This window comes from Telmatospirillum siberiense (assembly GCF_002845745.1).
Lineage (GTDB): Bacteria > Pseudomonadota > Alphaproteobacteria > Rhodospirillales > Magnetospirillaceae > Telmatospirillum > Telmatospirillum siberiense.
The window spans coordinates 108,931-128,034 of sequence record NZ_PIUM01000015.1; the positions used below are offsets into that span (position 1 = coordinate 108,931).

13 protein-coding genes, 1 tRNA gene and 1 pseudogene are annotated in these 19,104 nt (G+C 61.1%); 6 read left to right on the top strand and 9 right to left on the bottom strand.

Annotation, left to right across the window (positions count from 1 at the left end; all coding sequences use genetic code 11):
• The first annotated feature begins 13 nt into the window (after positions 1 to 13).
• A tRNA-Gln gene (locus tag CWS72_RS14100) sits at positions 14 to 87 on the top strand.
• 74 nt (positions 88 to 161) lie between these two features.
• Here the strand turns inward: CWS72_RS14100 and CWS72_RS14105 are convergent.
• The 7 genes from CWS72_RS14105 to CWS72_RS14135 form a co-directional block, all read right to left on the bottom strand.
• Complete coding sequence (locus tag CWS72_RS14105) at positions 162 to 1,121, bottom strand: response regulator (RefSeq protein ID WP_101251251.1); 960 nt, start codon at positions 1,119 to 1,121, stop codon at positions 162 to 164.
• A gap of 101 nt (positions 1,122 to 1,222) precedes the next feature.
• Positions 1,223 to 4,648, bottom strand: a complete 3,426-nt coding sequence (locus tag CWS72_RS14110) for a PAS domain S-box protein (RefSeq protein ID WP_101251252.1) — start codon at positions 4,646 to 4,648, stop codon at positions 1,223 to 1,225.
• 198 nt (positions 4,649 to 4,846) lie between these two features.
• The gene (locus tag CWS72_RS14115; RefSeq protein WP_101251253.1) at positions 4,847 to 6,178 is read right to left on the bottom strand and encodes a sigma-54-dependent transcriptional regulator; all 1,332 of its coding nucleotides are present in this window, start codon (positions 6,176 to 6,178) and stop codon (positions 4,847 to 4,849) included.
• Positions 6,163 to 8,046, bottom strand: a complete 1,884-nt coding sequence (locus CWS72_RS14120; RefSeq protein ID WP_101251254.1) for an ATP-binding protein — start codon at positions 8,044 to 8,046, stop codon at positions 6,163 to 6,165. The genes CWS72_RS14115 and CWS72_RS14120 overlap by 16 nt, the downstream gene beginning before the upstream one ends.
• A gap of 302 nt (positions 8,047 to 8,348) precedes the next feature.
• Positions 8,349 to 9,647, bottom strand: a complete 1,299-nt coding sequence (gene dctA, locus CWS72_RS14125) for a C4-dicarboxylate transporter DctA (RefSeq protein ID WP_101251279.1) — start codon at positions 9,645 to 9,647, stop codon at positions 8,349 to 8,351.
• Between the two features lie 50 nt (positions 9,648 to 9,697).
• Positions 9,698 to 11,122 (bottom strand): aspartate ammonia-lyase, encoded by a 1,425-nt coding sequence (aspA, locus tag CWS72_RS14130; RefSeq protein WP_101251255.1) that lies wholly within the window; start codon positions 11,120 to 11,122, stop codon positions 9,698 to 9,700.
• Between the two features lie 226 nt (positions 11,123 to 11,348).
• Entirely contained in the window at positions 11,349 to 13,244 is a 1,896-nt protein-coding gene (locus tag CWS72_RS14135; RefSeq protein ID WP_241911728.1) for a potassium transporter Kup, read from the bottom strand.
• A gap of 605 nt (positions 13,245 to 13,849) precedes the next feature.
• On the opposite strand from CWS72_RS14135, the gene CWS72_RS14140 reads away from it, so the two are divergent.
• From CWS72_RS14140 to CWS72_RS14160, 5 genes are all read left to right on the top strand, one after another.
• On the top strand, positions 13,850 to 14,254 hold the full coding sequence (locus tag CWS72_RS14140; RefSeq protein WP_101251257.1) for a DUF2237 family protein: 405 nt from the start codon (positions 13,850 to 13,852) through the stop codon (positions 14,252 to 14,254).
• Positions 14,255 to 14,496: 242 nt separating this feature from the next.
• Positions 14,497 to 16,572, top strand: a complete 2,076-nt coding sequence (locus tag CWS72_RS14145) for a methyl-accepting chemotaxis protein (RefSeq protein WP_146002751.1) — start codon at positions 14,497 to 14,499, stop codon at positions 16,570 to 16,572.
• Positions 16,573 to 16,666: 94 nt separating this feature from the next.
• Entirely contained in the window at positions 16,667 to 17,407 is a 741-nt protein-coding gene (locus CWS72_RS14150) for an SDR family NAD(P)-dependent oxidoreductase (RefSeq protein WP_199175688.1), read from the top strand.
• A 177-nt stretch (positions 17,408 to 17,584) separates the two neighbouring features.
• Complete coding sequence (locus CWS72_RS28410; RefSeq protein ID WP_101251259.1) at positions 17,585 to 17,872, top strand: DUF2934 domain-containing protein; 288 nt, start codon at positions 17,585 to 17,587, stop codon at positions 17,870 to 17,872.
• Positions 17,873 to 17,948: 76 nt separating this feature from the next.
• Complete coding sequence (locus CWS72_RS14160) at positions 17,949 to 18,191, top strand: hypothetical protein (protein ID WP_146002752.1); 243 nt, start codon at positions 17,949 to 17,951, stop codon at positions 18,189 to 18,191.
• Positions 18,192 to 18,224: 33 nt separating this feature from the next.
• Here CWS72_RS14160 and CWS72_RS27440 read toward each other — a convergent pair whose 3' ends face one another.
• A complete protein-coding gene (locus CWS72_RS27440; RefSeq protein WP_146002753.1) occupies positions 18,225 to 18,821 on the bottom strand; it encodes a hypothetical protein in 597 nt (198 codons plus the stop codon).
• A 184-nt stretch (positions 18,822 to 19,005) separates the two neighbouring features.
• A pseudogene (locus tag CWS72_RS14170) lies at positions 19,006 to 19,104 on the bottom strand (IS5/IS1182 family transposase); the annotation flags it as partial.

A 19,104-nucleotide genomic window follows, 5' to 3' on the forward strand; every position in this document is an offset into this window, starting at 1 on the left:
CAACGCCCGCTGATGGGGGATCGTCTAGCGGTAGGACAGCAGACTCTGACTCTGCTTACCGTGGTTCGAATCCACGTCCCCCAGCCAAAAAACCCGGTTCCAAATTTTTTGGAGCCGGGTTTTTCCATCCTTGGAGATCGCCCTCCGATCGGCCTCTTGGGTTAATCCGGCAACCCGGCGCGAATGGCCTCGAACGCATCGACGTTTGCCAGGAACAGGTCGACCAGTTCCGGGTCGAAATGTTTTCCCGATTGTTCTCGCAAATGCCCGACGACCCGATCGAGGGGCCATGGCTCCTTGTAGGGGCGCCGTGACATCAGCGCATCATAGACGTCGGCAATGGCGACGATGCGGCCGACGACGGGGATTTCCTCGCCGGGGATCCCCTCGGGATAGCCGCCGCCGTCCCACTTCTCGTGATGACTGAGCGCGATTTGGGCGGCCATCCGCATCAGCGACGAACCATTGGCGCCGATGATGGCAGCGCCTCGCTCGGCGTGGCTCCGCATGACCGTCCATTCCGCGGCATCAAACTTTCCCGGTTTCAACAGGATGTTGTCGGGAATGGCGATCTTGCCGATATCGTGCATCGGCGCGGTCCTGGCGATCGCCTGACAGGCGGCGTCGTTCCACCCCAGGCGCCGGGCCAGGATTTCGGCGTAGCGTCCCATCCTGCGCACATGGGCACCGGTTTCATTGTCCTTGAACTCGCCCGCGATCCCCAGACGGTCGAGCACCACGCCCTGATCCACCTGCGCGATGTGGGTGCGGACCCGCGCCCGCACGATGGGGGCCGAAACCGGCTTGGTGATATAGTCGGCGCCGCCGACGGCGAAGCCCGCGGCCTCGTCCTCGACCTCCCCCATGGCGGTGACGAAGATTACCGGGATGCGGCGTAAATCGTCGTCGTCTTTCAGGCGCCGGCAAACTTCGTAGCCGTCCATATCCGGCATCATGACGTCGAGCAGGATCAGATCGGGGCGATGGCGGCGCGCGGCCTCCAACGCCTCGCGTCCGTTTTTGCTGAAAGAGAGCGTGTAGGTGTCGTCAAGAATATCGCGCAACAGCCAAAGATTATGGGTCTGGTCGTCGACCACCAGCACTTTCCAGAGCTTGTTCATGCGTTCTCCTCTAGTGGTCTGGATAAGTTGGCCCACCAACTAATTGAATTGTGCTGAAAATCTGACGGATGGCGGGGGCACCATCCGTCAGATTTTCAGCACTAGGACATACCCTCGTGGGGCGGTGACGTCGACGCCGCGATCGTGGCGACCAACGCCCTTGCCTGCTCGAATTCGAACTCATTGACCAGATCGTGCAACTGCCCGGCGGTGCCCGGGGGCAGCTCCTGTGCGAACCGCTTCAGAAGCGGCGTGACGACCATCGGGTCGTCGGCTTCCAACGCGGTCAAGAGTTCCGCCAGGGCGGTCGATGCCTCGATATTGATCTCCCTGGCGTCGGTCGAGGGCCGGGTTTCCCGGCCCGGCTGTTCCCAATCCCGGACGGCTGCTCCCCGATTTGCCGGAACGACTTTTTCCATGGTCCGGAACAACTCTTCGAAATCCATCGGTTTGGCGACGAAGGCCGTCATTCCGGCTTCGAAGCATTGATTTTTTTGCTCGGCCAGCACGCTGGCGGTCAGGGCGATGATCGGCACCGAACGTTTTTCGGCATCTTTCATGCGGCGGATTTCGCGGCTCGCCTCCAGGCCATCCATCACCGGCATTTGGACGTCCATGAGAATCACATCGAAGTTTTCTTCGCCCATCCGGTCCACGGCTTCCCGGCCGTTCCGGACGGTGACCACGTCATGGCCCTGTTTCGCCAGGAGGATTTCCGCCAGGGTCGCATTCGCTCCGATGTCCTCGGCCAGAAGGACGCGAAAGCGGCGTTTCGGTTGGAACGGATTGTCGGCGGCGTCTCCGTCGCCGTCGCCACGGCCGGCATCATCGTCGGCGGGACCGATGAGCGAGGCCGGCAAGAGGCGCAAGACGACATGGAAGGTGCTCCCCTTTCCCGGCTGGCTTTCCACTCCGATGCGTCCCCCCATGAGTTCCGCGAGTTCCTTGCAGATGGAAACGCCAAGACCGGTTCCGCCGAACCGGCGGGTTGTCGAACTATCGGCTTGAACGAAGGGTTTGAAGATGCGGTCGAGTTGTTCGGCGGTCATGCCGATGCCGGTATCGGTCACCGACAATTCGATCAGGCCGGGCTCGCCCGCGTCGGCAACCGAAACGGTGACCGTTCCCACCTGGGTAAATTTGACGGCGTTACCGACAAGGTTGGTTATGATTTGACGAATACGCATCGGATCGCCGACGAAAGAGCGCGGCAAATCGGCGGAGTAATGAAGCCGCAGGCCAAGATTGGCGTCGCGCGCCTTGATTTGGAACATTGCCAGCGCATCACGCAGAAGCGCCGGAAAATCGAACAGAATTTCTTCGATTCCCAGATTGCCGCTTTGCATCCTGGAGAGATCGAGAATGTCGTTGATCAGAACCAGCAACGACTTGGCGGCGTTGTGCGCGATCACCAGTTGCCGATGGACCGTGGCGGGAAGTTCGTGCCCCAGCGCCAAGCCGAGAAACCCGAGAACCGCGTTCATCGGCGTTCGGATTTCATGGCTCATATTGGCCAGGAACTGACTTTTCACCAGACTGCCCATCTTGGCTTCGGCCAATGCCTCTTCGAGTTTTTCGTTCATCTCGCGCAACTGGATTTCCGCGACTTTGATCGGGGTCACGTCGCTCACCACCGCAAAAAAGCCGATCACGCGCTGGGAATCGAAGTCCGGGATGTAATGGGCCAGCACATGGCCGAGTTCCCCGGAAGGCTTCCGAATCGTTCTTTCAAATTGTTGCGGCTGTCCGCTCAATGCCGCGTCGATGATCGGACGATTGCTCCGGGTGAATTCGTCGCCGAGCGCGCTTTCCAGCGTGATGCCGATCATTTTCTCGTTATCGAGGCCAAACCATTCGAGATAGCCCCGGTTGGCGAAGCGACAACGCAGATCACGATCCCAATAGCCGACGATGCCGGGCAGGTTGTCGGTCACCGTCGTGATGAATTTGTCCCGTTCCCGGAGCCGTTCGTTTGCCTCCTCGATCTGGCGGGTTCGTTCCTCGACGAGTTCCTCCAAGTGATTGCGGTATCGTTCGAGTTCGATCGCCGAGCGTTTGCGCCTGGTGATGTCCCTGGCGATTTTCGAGGCGCCGGACACGCGCCCGGTGCTGTCCCGGATTGGCGAGATGGAGACGGAGACATCGACGAGCGTGCCGTCCTTCCGGCGCCGCAGGGTGTCGAAAGGGGCAATGCCCTTGCCCTGACGAAGTCTTTCGAGAAGCAGATTCTCGTCCTGCTCCCGGCCGGGCGGAAACAGCATCGTCACCGGCTGGCCTATCGCTTCCTCGGCGCGATAGCCGAACAATGCCTCCGCCCCCGGATTCCAACTGCTGATGATCCCGTCGAGGGTCTTGCTGATGATGGCGTCGCGCGATCCCTCGACGATCGCGGTCAATATGGCGCGCGTCTCGTTTGCCGCTTCCAGTTCGGCGATCCGCCGCTGCTTTTCGGCACTCGCCGCCTCCGCCTTGGCGCTGGCCAGAAGCGCCTCGCTTCGCGCTCTCGACCGGATCGCGATTTGCCAACTCAGCCCCGCGATGATCAGGATGGCGAGCGCGCCGAGCGCGACCGTCGGCTTCCACACCGCGCCATATACGTTTTGAACGCTGTTTTCCGGCAGGTGGGAGAGAACCAGCCAATATGGTTCTTCGCGCGGTTCCGGAGTGGGGAAAACGCTCTGCGGGGTCACCGCCTTCCATACCCATAATCCGTCCCGATTGAAAAAATGGCCTGAATCGGCGTGGCTGATTTTCGCCCATGCCTCCGGATCGCGTTTTCCCAAGCCGTTATCGCGTCCGAACATGAAGCCCCATTGATCGTCCGCATTCGGGCTGAGGAGCCAGTACCCCGTCCGGTTGAGCAGCATGATGTCGCGGCGTCCACGGTCGACTTGTATCAAGTGCTCGATGATCGTTCTGCCCAGGACGTTGACGACCAGGATGCCCCGGTGTCTGCCGGAGGAGTCGGCGACCGGCGTGGACAGGCGCAATGTCGGCTTGAAAGGGGTTTCGATCTTGTCGTTTTCAACATTGAGATCGAATGCCGAGACGGTGATCTTTCCGGGTTCTTCGCGGATGGCCTCCGTGAAATAGGGCATGCCGGATTTGTCCTGGAGCATTTTATCGTCGACGATCAGGGGGGCGGCGTCATCCGCCGTCCTGTCGACCCTGACCCGTTCCCGGCCCATTTCGTCGACCCAACACACCTGGTCATAGCCGGAATTGCGCTGAAGCAGGGAAACAAAGGCGTCCCCCATGCCTCTCAGGGCTGTGGGCGTCGGATTGTCGATGCCTTCGCGAATGGGCGCCTCCCGTCGCAGAGACATCAGGTGGCGCGACGGCACCCGCATCTCGGCGATCAACTCGGATGCCCCCAGTTCGACCCGGCTGACCTCCGCCGCCACCATGCGGTCCAGTTCGGTTTGAATGCGCTGGTAGCCCCCAACCGCGGCAACCGCAACCACCAAACCCGCCAAAGGCAGAAACAGAGTCAGAAAGACAGAGTGTCGTCCGCCATTTTTCTTCATCGCCGAGCTCCGGCAGATCGGATGGGCGTTGTTCCCGGTTGTGTTGTTATCGAGATGATGCCGATCGCGCGCAATAGTCAATGGGGTGAGGGACAGTTAACCTATTGGTTATGTCCTCGGGCGAAACGCGCGGGCGCGGTCCGCTTTCGCCGAAGACCTTAGAACCAGTGTTCCGGTGAGGCCGCAGGCGAAGGCCCCCTATCTCTCCAATCCGTATTTGCGGATCTTATCGTGCAACGTGGTCTTGGCCAGTTGCAGTTCCTCGGCCGTGCGCGTCAGGCTTCCGCCGTTGCGGCGCAGGGCTTCGGCGATCAGCGAGCGTTCGAAGCGTTCGACCTCTTCGGCCAGCGGGCTTGGCCCGGCGCCGTTGGGTTGGGCCCGCGCGGGGAAATCGCCCTCGATGCCCAGGACGCAGCGGTCGGCCACGTTGCGCAATTCGCGGACATTTCCGGGCCAGTCATAGGACATCAGCCGGCGCATGCGTTCGGGATCGGGCGGGGGGACCTCCCGCTGGTGGCGGGCGGCGGCCAGCATGGAAAAATGCTCGAACAGCAGGGGCGTGTCCTCGCGGCGGTCGCGCAGCGGCGGCAGGGGAAGGGTGGCGACGGCGAGGCGGTAATAGAGGTCCGCGCGGAATTGGCCCTGGTCCACCAGATCGCGCAGATCGACCTTGGTCGCGGCGATCACCCGGCAGTCGACGGGAACGGGCGTGTTGGACCCCAAACGCTCGACCGTGCGTTCCTGCAGGACGCGCAGCATCTTGATCTGCATGGACATCGGCATGCTCTCGATCTCGTCGAGGAACAGCGTTCCGCCCGAGGCATGCTCGACCTTGCCGATCCGGCGTTTGCCGGCGCCGGTGAAAGCCCCGGCTTCATGTCCGAAGATTTCGCTTTCAAACAGGGCTTCCGGCAGACCGCCGCAATTGATCGCCACGAAATTGCCATCGCGCCGGGCGCTGGCGTCATGCAGGCAACGGGCCGCCAGTTCCTTGCCGACCCCCGTTTCGCCCAGGATGAGCACGTCGGCGGCCGAACTGGCCAGGTCGACGATCAGCCGGCGGACCTTTTCGATGGTCGCGGAAACACCCAGAATCCGCGCCTCGATACCGGGCCGGTTGTTGAGCTTTTCGCGAAGGTCGCGGACCTCGAGGACCAGTTTGCGTTTTTCCAGGGCGCGGCGCACCACTTCGACCAGATAGTCCGGCGAAAACGGCTTCTCGATGAAATCCTGGGCGCCGTTCTTCATCGCCTGGACGGCCAGCGAAATGTCGCCGTGCCCGGTGATCAGCACCACCGGCAAATCGGCGTCCATCGCCTGAAGTTCGCCGAGCAGGGTCATGCCGTCGATCCCCGGCAGCCGGATGTCGCTGACCACGACGCCGGGGAAATTGACCGAAACCAGCTTGCGGGCCTTTTCGGCGGTCGAAACGCCTTCTGTCGGAATACCTTCGAGTTGCAAGGCCTGTTCGCAGCCCAGAAGGACATTGGGGTCGTCTTCGACGATGAGGACCTTCAGGTCTTGCTGCATTCGTCTTCCCCTTCCGGAACGATGGGAATTTCCATGGTGAACACCGCCCCTCCGCCGGGATGGTTGTCTCCGCTCAGCGTGCCGCCGAAATCACGAACGATGCCGGCTGAAATGGCAAGCCCCAGGCCGAGACCGCCCCCGTCGTCCTTGGTGGTGAAAAACGCTTCGAACAGCCGCCCCCGCACATGGTCGGTGAGGCCGTGGCCATGATCGCGGACCAGCAGGCGGATTCGCTCGCCCTGTCTCGCGGCGCCGATCTCGATAAGGGGGGACGACAGCCCTTCCATGGCGTCCAGCGCGTTGGTGATCAGATTGACCAGCACCTGTTCCAGCCTGTTGGGGTCGCACAGCGCCCACAAGGGGGCCTCCGGCATGTCGATGATCCGCCGGGCGTTCATCCGGCGCAGGCGTTGGTCCAGCAGGGACAGGGCGTTGTCGACGGCCTTCTGCACGATGACGGGGCGCGGATGGCCGGAAGACTTGCGGACGAATGATTTGAGCTGTCCGGTCAGGGTCCCCATGCTGTCGACCAGCTGATCGATGCGGTCCAGATTGGAGCAGGCGGTCTTGATGTCGCCGCGCTGGAGGAATTTCACCGTATTGCCCGAAAGCGTCCGCATGGCCGTCAGCGGTTGGTTCAACTCGTGGGCGATCCCGGCCAGCAACTGACCGATGACGGCCAGCTTGCCGGCCTGCACCAGTTCGTCCTGGGCGGAGCGCAGGGTCCGTTCTGCGCGGATCCGTTCGGCCACCTCCTCCTGGAGACGGGTATTGGTGGCGGACAGATCGGCGGTGCGTTCCTGCACCTTGCGTTCCAGTTCGTCGTAGGCTTGCTGCAGCGCTTCGCGGGCCGCCACCCGGTCGCGTTGATGCAGACGCCACTGGTTCATCATCACCAGCAGGATGAACAGGAAGGCTGTGCCGACGGTGGCCAGGGCCGCGTGGCTGCGGGCCATGTCGTCGATCTGCTCGCGATGGGAAAACACGGTCAGATTCCAGGCGGTGCCGGGCAGGGGATGGGTTTCGGCGAGAAACTGCCCGGAAACGGGAAAGAGCGAGGCCGCGTCGGTCTGCGACCGGGAAAGCTGGACCAGGCTGGCCGTATCGCTCAAATAACTGATCCGCTCTATGCCGAGCGGCAGCAGGGCGCGCCGGTTATATTGCAAGGTGCTGTCGAAGTGCCGCCGCGTTTCCTCGTCCAGTGGGCGCAGGGTGGTGAACTTCCAGGCGGGGACCGAGGCCAGGATGACGACGCCGTTCTCGTCGGCCACCAGCGCCGGGGCCTCGACCAGGTCCCAGGTCTTCTCCAATTGCTCCAGGCTGACCTTGACCACCGCCACGCCTTGCAGAACCCCGTTCCTGACGAGAGCCGAAGACAGGTAGTAGCCGGGTTCACCCTTCGTGGTGCCGATTCCGAAGAAGCGGCCCGATCCGCTTTCCACGGCATCCTTGAAATATTGGCGGTAGGAGAGATCCTCGCCCATGAAGCTGTCCGGCTGGCGCCAGTTGCTGGTGGCCAGGACCGTTCCGTGGCGATCGAGCACATAGATCGACAAGGTGCCGGCCCGCTGATTCAACTGTTCGAGATAGCCGTTGACCCGTTCGACCAAATGCGGTGTCGAGGGCGACGTCAGAAGCTCGAGAACGTCGCGTTCCAACCCCAATGTGGCCGGGAAATAGGCGTATTTGTCGATCTCGCGTTCCAGGCTGGCGGTGTAGAGATCCAGACGGTGCTGCCCGGTCGCCTGCAACTCGGCCAATCCGATCGACAGGCTGAGGCGGTAGGTGGCCATGCCCGCCATGACGGCGAGAACGACAAGGCCGAGGAAAAGGGGGGCCAGAGTGCGGACACGGCGGGTGAGGGGCATTGTGTCTTGGAAGATCCTTCAAGGGCGCGCGCGGGGCGAGGGGGAGCATATGACAGCCCGGGGCGGGGGATACAGGCTTTTCCGCTGCCCTGGCTATTGATCAGGGCCCTCAAACGCCGGGCGCGGCATCCGCCGGCTTGGGCTTTCCTCCGCTGGCGCTTCGGGGCGCTTAAGCGCGCCAACGCCGATGAGGCATCGAGTGGACAAATCAATGGTCGCGCGGTCGTCCAATTGCCCTGCTCGTCCTGCCTCCCACCCCTGACGGGGCGGGAGGTTCGAGACGCCTGAAGGATGGAAGGTCTTCAGCCTTCGACCAGTTCCGCTTCGGGCAGAGGCTCGGTGGCCTCGCCGTTCAGAACCTGGAGCATCCGCCGGTCGTCGCGCTGGCGTTCCCATTTCGCGATGACCATGGTGGCGACGCCATTGCCCAGCAGGTTGGTCGCCGTGCGCATGGAATCCATGAAACGCTCGATGCCCAGCAAAAGACCCAGGCCGACCAGCGGAATGTCCGGGAAGATCGACAGGGTGCCGGCCAGCACCACGAAGCCGCCGGCGGTGACGCCCGCCACGCCCTTCGAGGTGAGCAGGAAGATGCCGAGCAGGCCGAGCTGCTGGGCCATGCTGAGATCGATGTTGGTGGCCTGGGCGATGAAGATCGCGCTCATCGTCAGATAGATGTAGGAGCCGTCCAGATTGAAGGAATAACCGGTGGGCACCACGAAGCCGACCACGGGAACCGAACAGCCGGCGTTTTCCAGCTTGCGGATCAGACGGGGCAACGCCGCTTCGGACGAGGCCGTGCAGAAAACCAGCACCAGTTCCTCGCTCAGATATTTGATGAACTTCCAGAGATTGAAGCCCGACAGATAGGCGATGGCGCCCAGGATGACGACCATGAAGAAGATGTTGGTCAGATAGAACAGGGCGACCAGCTTGCCCAGCGCGATCAGCGAGGCGATGCCGAACTTTCCGATGGTGTAGCCGACCGCGCCGAAGACGGCCAACGGGGCCAGTTTCATGATGGCGCCGACGATGGCGAAGATCACTTCCGACCAGCGTTCGATGGTGTCGACCAGCGGCTGGGCCCGCTTGCCGATGTGCAGCAGGGCGAAGCCGACGAACAGAGCGAACAGCAGAACCTGCAGGATGTTGCCCTGCGCGAAGGCGTTGACCGCGCTTGCCGGAATGATGTTGAGGATGAAGTCGACCACGCTCAGGGACTGGGCGTTGGTCGCGTAGCCGGCGACCAGTTTGGCATCCAGTTCCGCCGGATTGATGTTCATGCCGACGCCGGGTTTGAAGAGATTGACCACCAGCAGGCCGAAGGCCAGGGCGATGGTGCTGACGATCTCGAAATAGACCAGCGACTTGATGCCGATGCGGCCGACCTTCTTGATGTCGCCCAGCTTGGCGACGCCGACGCTTACGGTGGCGAAGATCAGCAGAACGACGATCATCTTGATCAGCTTGATGAATCCGCCGGCCAGGGGATTGAGCGCCACTCCGATATCCGGATACTTGTATCCGACCAACGATCCGATCACCACGGCGACCAGCATCTGGAAGATCAGGCTGCGGTAAAAAGGCGTGCCATTAGACATTTTCTTTTCCTTCACGTTCGCATTTTTGATTTTGATTTTTGCCGTGCGGCTCACGCTCCGGCGTGTTGCTTGGGCAGGGGATGGGGCCGGGTCAGCACTTCCGGTTGCAGGACGCCGTCCAGTTCCTTCTTCGTCATCAGCTTCATCTCGAGGACCAGCTCATAAACGCTGCGTCCGCTGCTCAGCGCCGCCTGTGCGACTTCGGTGGCATGGGCGTAGCCGATATAGGGATTGAGCGCGGTCACCACGCCGATGGAGTTCTCGACGATCGCGCGCAGGCGTTCGCGGTTGGCGGTGATGCCTTCCACGCAATGGTCGGCCAGAATCGTGCAGCCTTGCCGCAGATGGGTGACGCTTTTGAACAGGCTGTGCGCGATGATCGGCTCGAAGGCGTTGAGCTGGAGTTGGCCCGCCTCGGCGGCGAAGGTGACCGTCATGTCGTTGCCGATAACTTCGAAGGCGATCTGGTTGACCACTTCCGGTATCACCGGGTTGACCTTGCCCGGCATGATCGACGACCCCGCCTGGCGCGGCGGCAGATTGATCTCGCCCAGTCCGGCCCGGGGGCCGCTGGACAGCAGCCGCAGGTCGTTACAGGTCTTCGACAGCTTGACGGCGACCCGTTTGAGGACCCCGGACAGTTGGACGAAACTGCCGCAGTCCTGGGTGGCCTCCACCAGATTGGGCGAGGTGATGACCGGAACGCCGCTGACCTCGGCCAGCAGGCGGCAAACCAGCGCGGTGTAGTCGGGATGCGCGTTGATGCCGGTGCCGATGGCCGTGGCGCCCAGATTGATTTCGCGGATCAGGAGGGCGGCCTCCTTCAGCCGCTCCTCGTCCTCGCCCAGCATCACGGCATAGGTCGAGAATTCCTGGCCCAGGGTCATCGGAACGGCGTCCTGGAGCTGGGTGCGGCCCATTTTCAGCACGTCGCGGAATTCCTCGGCCTTGCGCTCGAAGGCGCGGCGCAGATAGGCCATCGCCTCGACCAGGCGGAAAATCCCGACATAGGTGGCGAGCTTGAGCGCCGTCGGATAGACGTCGTTGGTCGACTGGCCCATGTTGACGTGCTCGTTGGGATGCAGTTCGTGATAGTCGCCGCGCCGGTGGCCGAGAATTTCCAGCGCCCGGTTGGCCACCACCTCGTTGGCGTTCATGTTGGTCGAGGTGCCGGCTCCGCCCTGGATCACATCGACGACGAACTGATCATGCAGCTTGCCCGCCTGGATTTCCTTGCAGGCGGCGACGATGGCGTCGGCGCGTTTGTCGTCCAGCAGGCCCAGTTCCTGGTTGGCCCGGGCTGCCGCCTGCTTGATCTGGGCCAGGGCGCGGATCAGGTCCGGATAGATCGAGATGTTGGTGCCGGTGACGGGGAAATTTTCCAGGGCGCGCAAGGTGTGCACGCCGTAATAGACCTCGGCGGGAATCTGCCGGTCGCCCAACAGATCATGTTCGGTGCGGTATTCTGTTTTCATGGCTCGTTCGCTCCCCAATGGCCGCTTGGTGCGGCATAGCCCCCTTCGCGGATAGGGACTCGGTCGATAGGGATGAGCAACCCGCATGCCAGCCTTGCAGGCGTTTGTGTCTTGATAACTTATTGAAATGAAACTTATTTTTTTTCCGAAAAAGGAGCCTGTTCGGATTTCCGGATGGGGGCGCCATAATGGCGTTCGGAAATCCGAACAGAATTGGGGCGGGGCGTCAGATTTCGATTTGATCGCCCAATTCGACGACCCGGTTGACCGGCAAGGCGAAGAACTCCATGGCCGAGGAGGCGCTGCGTGACATCCAGGCGAAAAGGGCTTCGCGCAGGGGGTCCATGCCGGGCCGATCGCTGGCGATGATGGTCTCCCGACTGAGGAAATAAGAGATCTTCATCGGTTCGTAGAAGAAACCGAGCTGTTGTTCGGAGGCGTTGGCGAGGGCGCGCGGGATGTTGGTCTCGTCCATGAAGCCGTAGCGGATGATCATCCGGTAGATGCCGTCCGTCACATGCTCGCTGGTGATTCGCCGGCTTTGGTCCACATGGGGGATGTCCTCGACGACGATGGTCAGCAGCACCGTGACTTCATGCAGCACCTGATTGTGCTTCAGATTGTGCATCAGGGCCGGCGGGATATGGTCCCTGAGCGTGCTGGTCAGGAAGATGGCGGTGCCTTTGGGCCGCGTTATGTTCTTGCTGCCGATCACCGAGGCGACGAAGTCGCCGATCGGCATGGCGCCGTCCTCTCTCCGGGCGAAAACCAGGGAACGACCGCGTTTCCACGTCATGAGAAGCAGAAAGATGATGGCGCCCAGGGCCAGCGGGAACCACCCGCCATGGATGATCTTGGCGGCGTTGGCCGCGAAGAAGGAAATGTCGACGATCAGAAAGAGCCCGAGAAGCGCGTAGGCGAGCTTGTTTTTCCAGCCCCAGATGAAGGCCGCCACCATGGTAACCATGATGGTGGTGATGCCCATGGTGCCGGTCACGGCGATTCCGTAGGCGGCGGCCAGGTTGCTCGATGTGCGGAAACCCAGGACCAGGGCGATGACGAAAAGCGCCACCAGGCTGTTGAGAAAGGGAATGTAGATCTGGCCTTTTTCCTTGGCCGAGGTGTGCAGGATGCGCATGCGGGGAAGATAGCCCAATTGCATGGCCTGCGCGGTGACCGAAAAGGCCCCGGATATCACGGCTTGCGAGGCGATCACCGTGGCGATGCCGGCCAGGATCACCAACGGGACCAAGGCCCATGTCGGCGCCATCAGGAAGAAGGGATTCTCCAGCGACTTCGGATCGCTGAGCAGCAGGGCGCCCTGGCCGAAATAGTTGAGGATGAGGGCGGGCAGCACCAGAAGATACCAGGCCAGTGCGATCGGTGGACGGCCAAAATGACCCATGTCGGCGTAGAGCGCCTCGCCGCCGGTGACGGACAGCACCACGGCACCCAGCGAAAGGAAGCCGACCAGTCCGTGGTCGGCCATGAAAAGGAAGGCGTAATGCGGACTGAGCGCGGCCAGCACCAGCGGCGCCTTGGCAATGTTGCGCAGTCCCAGGATGGCCAGGATGACGAACCAGACGATCATCACCGGCCCGAACATCGAGCCGACCAGTGCCGTGCCTTTACGCTGAATGGCGAAAAGGCCCACCAGAATCGCCAGTGTGATGGGCAGCACGTAATCTTCCAGGGCGGGGGCCGCGACCTGCAGGCCTTCGATGGCCGACAAGACCGAGACCGCCGGCGTGATGGTCGAATCTCCGTAGAACAGGGCCGCCGCGGCGATGCCCAGGGTGGCGACCAGCGGCGGTAGCCAGGGGCGTCCCTCCCCCGCCTGATTGAGCATGGCGAGCAGCGCCAGGCTTCCGCCTTCGCCCCGATTGTTGGCGCGCATGGTGACGATCACATACTTGACCGAAACGATGATCGTGATGGACCAGAAAATCAGCGAGAGAATGCCCAGGATGTTCGCCTTGTCGACGACCAGCGGGTGTTCTCCGGCGAAGCATTCGTGCAGGGTGTAAAGGGGGCTTGTCCCGATATCACCGTAAACGATCCCCAACGCTCCGACCAACAAGGCGCCAAAGGAAGATTTTTCACAGCCTTCCGGTTTGGTCATCTGCTCCGTCATATCTTTAATCGTCCAAGTTGCTCTTTTTCACTCTTCAACGAGGGTGATTCTTTCAATTCGGCAGTGAGTTGAGTTTGTTTGGCGGAAGGGCTCGCAAGTCCAGCCTCCGCCCGGCGATGTTCACCCTCGCCCCCAAGAGTCATGCCTTTAGACCTTCCTGTCGAATTCCGCAAGCTTGAGGGCGGTCCGGACACTGTTGAAAAGTTTTATGACAGCAAAAGCGATGACCGGATTCTGTGTATTAGCCTATGCCCAGTCGTCGTGGACGGCAATTACAGATATTTTAATCCGTCTTTAAATTACACTGAAACGCGGCTTCCGATCCGCTTGTGAATTGCTTGCCGGCGACGCTCGGCATTGATCTTGTTGTTTGCCCCGAGGCGTTCCGAAGGCCCTCCTTTCACCTGTCGTTCGCCGGGAGGGGACTCGCGGAAACAGATGAGATTGAAACGGGCACTGCGCAACCATGCCGGCCGGATGGAAGACGCCTTGCGAACATTGAACGATGGCAAGGACGCGCCATGTTCCTTTCGGGAGGCCTGCCGTGATGTCCGCGGCCGGACGGTTGGATAAACGATTGGGAGGGTGACGCGATGCCAAGAGATGGAGGCGGCGGCAGCGGCGGCGATCGACCGGCGCGGAATGTTCTGGGGGGGCATCTCGAATCCTGTTCCACTGATCCGATGACCGGTTTTTTTCGAAATGGCTGCTGCGATACGTCACCGCAAGATGTTGGCAGCCATACCGTCTGTGTCGTGATGACGAAGGAGTTTCTCGCCTTTTCGAAGGCGCGGGGCAACGACCTGTCGACCCCGGTGCCGGCGGTTGGGTTCGCCGGTTTGAAGCTCGGCGACCGCTGGTGTCTGTGCGCGCCGCGATGGCAGGAGGCGTTTTTGGTCAATCAGGCGCCGCGGGTGGTGCTGCGCGCCACTCACGAGGGGGCGCTGGCCTATTGCAATCTGGCCGACCTTAAGCGTCTTGCCATCGACTTGTCCTGAACGGAATCCGCGGCGAACGATGGCGGAGCGCTCCGGCGCTGAGATTGGGCTGTTTCAATGAAAGGGAACAGTCTAGATCAAGTAAATTTTCAAGAAGAATCAACAATCCGTAGTTTCTGTTTCTGTTTGATTCTGGCTGTCTATGGTTGGGGTGGGTTTTTGCCCGGCGAATTCCCTTGACAACTTTAAGGGTTTTGTTCGCCAATTCCCGTCTTTCGTTCTGGCAGCCGGGGAGGCCGTTCGTGTTCCGTTCATCCGTGACTGGTCTGATCAGCGCCCTGCAGGGGTTGATCGGCATCGTGTTGTTGGCGTCGACGGGTTATCTGGCCTTTTACGCCATCGGCAACTGGCGCATGGCGGAGGATGCCGATTCCCTGGCCAGGGTCGATCGGATCATGTTCGACGGCACGGTGGCGGTGCGTGGTCTGGTCGCGCCGGCGCAAACGGCCTTGCAAAGCGAGGACGACCCGCGTGCGACGGTGCAGAAACTGCGCCAGGCCACCAAGGCGAAATATGACGAGGCGAGGCGGGCTTTGGAACAGGCCGATGTGCCGGATCGTATCAGACAGGTTTCCATGATCGAGGCGGCTTGGGCCGAGTTGGTCGCGGCCGACGGCGCCTTCGACGGCGAGATGGCCAAGCCGCGCGACCAGCGCGATCTGCATAAAACCGATCCGTGGAAGGTCGCGGCCTACAAAGTCGTCGATAGTCTTTCCACCGCTTCCGGGGTGGTCAGCAACAGGGTCCGGATGATCGATCCCGCCATTTCCGAAATGGTGCAGTTGCGTCGTGCCGCTTGGCGGGTACGCGACGTTTATGGTGCGCAATGCGCGATGTTGCGTTCGGAAGTGCCGAAAAATCAGAAGATCGATGCCAAGACCCTGGCTAAATGGGAAGCCGGGAGGGGCGGCTATATGGGGGCCTGGGGCGAGATCGATGAACTGATCGCCCGTCCGGGCATGCTGCCCTCGCTCGTCGAGAAGGTGAAGACCGCCCGACAGGCGACCGATAAGGCGCAGGCGCGCATCGATCAGGTGGTCGGCGGACTGGGGGACGAGACGAAGCCCGCGCTGTCGGCCAAGGATTGGACGGCGTTGTGCAATGGACCGTTCGATTCGATCGTGGCATTGGCCTATGGCGCGCTCGATCAGGCCAATCAAATTGCCGGGGCCATGCGCGGCGAGGCGCTTAAACTCGCCATCGGAGCCGCCCTGGCCGGCATTTTGGCCGTGGTTGGCATCGCCTATGGCATCTATGCCCTCAGCCGGCGATTCACCGGGCCGGTGAGGCAATTGATGATTTCCATCGACCATCTGGCGGCCCGTCGTTTCGACCATCCAGTGGCGGCCACCGCCTATCCCGATGAACTGGGCTCGATGGCGACGGCTCTCGAAAGCCTGCGCAAGAGCGCCCAGGAGGCCGAACGTCTGGAGCGTGCCGCCGCCGAGCGCCGGGAGGCCGACGCCTCGCGAGGCAAGGCTTTGCAGAGCCTGTGCGGAAAGTTCGAGACGGTTTCGGGAACCGCTCTCGGCACCATCGAGGACTCCGCGCAATCCCTCCACACGACGGCGAGCGACGTACGCGACCTGGCGGCGGAATCCGCGCAGCGCGCCGATACGGTGGCGGAAACCGCGCGCGAGGCGACGCAAAGCGTCGAGATCGTCGCCGCCGCGACCGAGGAGTTGTCTGCGTCGATCGGTGAAATCGCCAAGCGGGTTCAGGCCAGCGCCGACGGTGCCCACGAGGCGGTGGATCAGGCCGAAAAGACCCGCCAGACGGTCGATGCGCTGAGCGCGGCCGCCGAGCAGATCGGCGACGTGGTCCAGGCCATCAATGCCATCGCCGCGCAAACCAATATGCTCGCCCTGAACGCGACCATCGAGGCGGCGCGGGCCGGCGAGGCCGGCAAGGGCTTCGCCGTGGTGGCCGGCGAAGTCAAGGGATTGGCGCAGCAGACCGCCAAGGCGACCGAGGATATCAGCCGTCACGTCGGCGAGATTCAGAACACCACGGTGACCGCCGTCTCGGCAATTCGCGCCATCGCTCAGACGATCGGCACCATCAGCGAAAGCGTTTCGGCCATTTCGGCCGCAGTCGAAGAGCAGGGGGCCGCGACCCGCGAGATTGCGCTCAATGTGCAAAAGGCCGCGACGGGAACCCGGAATGTCACGGATAATATCGCCAGCGTGGCGGGGCTCAGCCATCGTACCGGCGACGCCGCCGAAGCCGTATCGCGTTCCGTCTCCACCGTGGTCGGTCAACAGGAGGCCCTGAAGACCGCGGTGCAGGGGTTCCTCCAGGATGTTAAAGTGGTGTGAGCCTCACGGCGTCGGCCAGGGCAAGCGCGTTCACTCGATTGCCCTGGCCGACGCCGGCTGACAGACGAGGTTTTGCCCCCTATATTCTGTGACCATGAATGCAGAGATCAAAACGGTCATCCTGACCGGTGCCAGCCAGGGTATCGGTCACGCCACGGTGCAGCGTTTCATGAGCGAAGGCTGGCGCGTCATCACCTGCGCCCGCCAGGAGATCCCGTCTCATTGCCGACGCGATCCCTTATGGACCCATCATATCGTCACCGACCTCACCGATCCGGCCAGTCTCGACGCCTTCGTGCGGGGCGCCAACGAGATTCTGGCCGGTGAACCCCTGCATGCCCTGATCAATAACGCCGGTGTGAGCCCGAAAACGGCGTTCCAGGAACGCTTGGGGGTGCTGAACGGTCCGATCGACGGATGGAAGCAGGTCTTCGAATTGAACTTTTTCGCCCCGCTGAAATTGGCCCGAGGCTTCGCATCGGCCCTGCATCGGGGCAAGGGGGCGATCGTCAACATCACCTCCATCGCCGGTCATTACGTCCACCCCTTCGCCGGTTCCGCCTATTCGACCTCGAAGGCGGCCCTCTCCGGACTGACCCGGGAGATGGCCGTGGAGTTGGCGCAATTGGGGGTTCGGGTGAATGCCGTGGCCCCCGGCGAGATCAAAACCGAGATGATTTCTCCGGAATATGAAGCCTTGATTCCCAGAATTCCCTTGGATCGCATGGGGTCGGTGCAGGACGTCGCCGGAGTGGTGTTCCGCCTGTGTTCGGACGATTTTGCCTATGTCACGGGGACGGAGGTGTTCGTTACCGGCGGGCAGCATCTTTATTGATCTATCGGCGTCGTTCGGAGACTTTCAAAAAAATAGGATTTTTCAAGCCTTAAGAGCCGCCTGGATCAAAACATCGGATCGGATGAAATCGTATCCTGCTCTAAAGAAATAATTGTGCGCTGCCATGAACGTGCGGTAGCGTTCCTGTCGGATGTCATTGCAACCTGAGGGGGGCATATGAACGTGACCGATTATGACAAGATAAGCCTGCGCGCTTTCCAGATATGGGAGGCCGAGGGCCGTCCGGAAGGGCGGGAACTTGAACATTGGCTGCGCGCCGAAATAGAATTGCGGGTCGTGCCTTCGCCGGCGAAGGCAAGGCCGTCAGCCGCTCCGAAGGGGGCGACGGCGAAAGCGGTGCCGGTCAAGAAGACCGGGGCAGCCAAGACCAGTCCGAAGGTGGCGGCTCCGAAAGCGGTAAAGCCGGCGGCGAAGACCACCGCACCCAAACGAGCCAAGGTCTGACGGTCCGGGGCCGGATTCCTTGATCGCCGAAGGGATGTCTCTAAAATAAAGATCCTTTATGGTCAGGGGCGTGCCGATGGACGAACGGGAAATGTATGCCGAAATGAATGCCTTGCTGGGTTCTATCGCCAAGGCGTTCGATTTGGAACCGCAGGAAGCCGCGCGGGCCGTCGAGGCCGGCGAGGTCGGGATCGAAATGCGCGAGGATTTCCGTGGTGAGCGGTATCTGGCCGCCCAATATCGTGGGCGGAGCGCGCAGATTTATCAGGGTGCGATCAAGCGGCCCCCGGAATCAATGACGTCTCCCTCGAACTCGTGAAGGCGGGGACGAAAGACCGGGTAGCGTCGTCACTCATTCAGGCAGAGTGGCGATCCGGCGATTGTGGCGCACGGCGTCATTGAAGCCCTCCAACCAGTGTTCCCGGTCCAAGACGGGGAGGTGGGTGGTGAGGACGGCGATGACGCTGACGAGTGTCCCATCAGTCAAATCATGTTGGGCAACGCCCATCGCCCATCCCTCGACATATTTGTCGGGATGTCTGTCGATTATGGGAAAAATCGATGGTTCCTGAGTCTCCGGCTTTTGATGGTGCCTTTCGGCAGGCAGGCAAAAGGCCGCCGGTATTTTCATTGGAGACAACAGAGGAGTTTTTTCCTTTGCAAGGCAATAGGGAAAATCCCGCTCCGCAATTTTTTGATTAAATCTGCAATGAATTCGGCCTTCTTCCTGCAGAAGAAGAAGGCATTTTCGTTTTCGATTTCCCAGGGACAAATCAAAAACAGTTTTATCTATTTCCCGAGGGGCCCCGACAAGAGAGAGAAGCGCTCCGCCACGGCTGATATTCCTGACAATCGCCAGCCTTTTCGGAGCGCTATTTGAGAATAGAACCGCTTTTTCGGATACGAGATATCTCGTATCTTCTCTCTTTTCGAGAAATGTGGCGTGCATGTTTACCATATCCCTGCAAACGTCACTTCGGCTCTATTCTTTTTCTGGGCAACCCCAATTTTATAAATTTATTATGAGGACCTATCCCATTTTCAGCGTAATTGAACATCCATTTGGGATAGGCATCAATTAACCAAAAGGTATAGATGCCCATCTTTAAGACGATTTTCTCTAGGGCGTGTCCTCAATTAAGCCAGACGACAGAGGCGGCCAGGTGAACGGCGGCGAGGAAATTCCGTGCGGTTTTGTCAAACCGTGTCGCAATGGCGCGAAATTGCTTGAG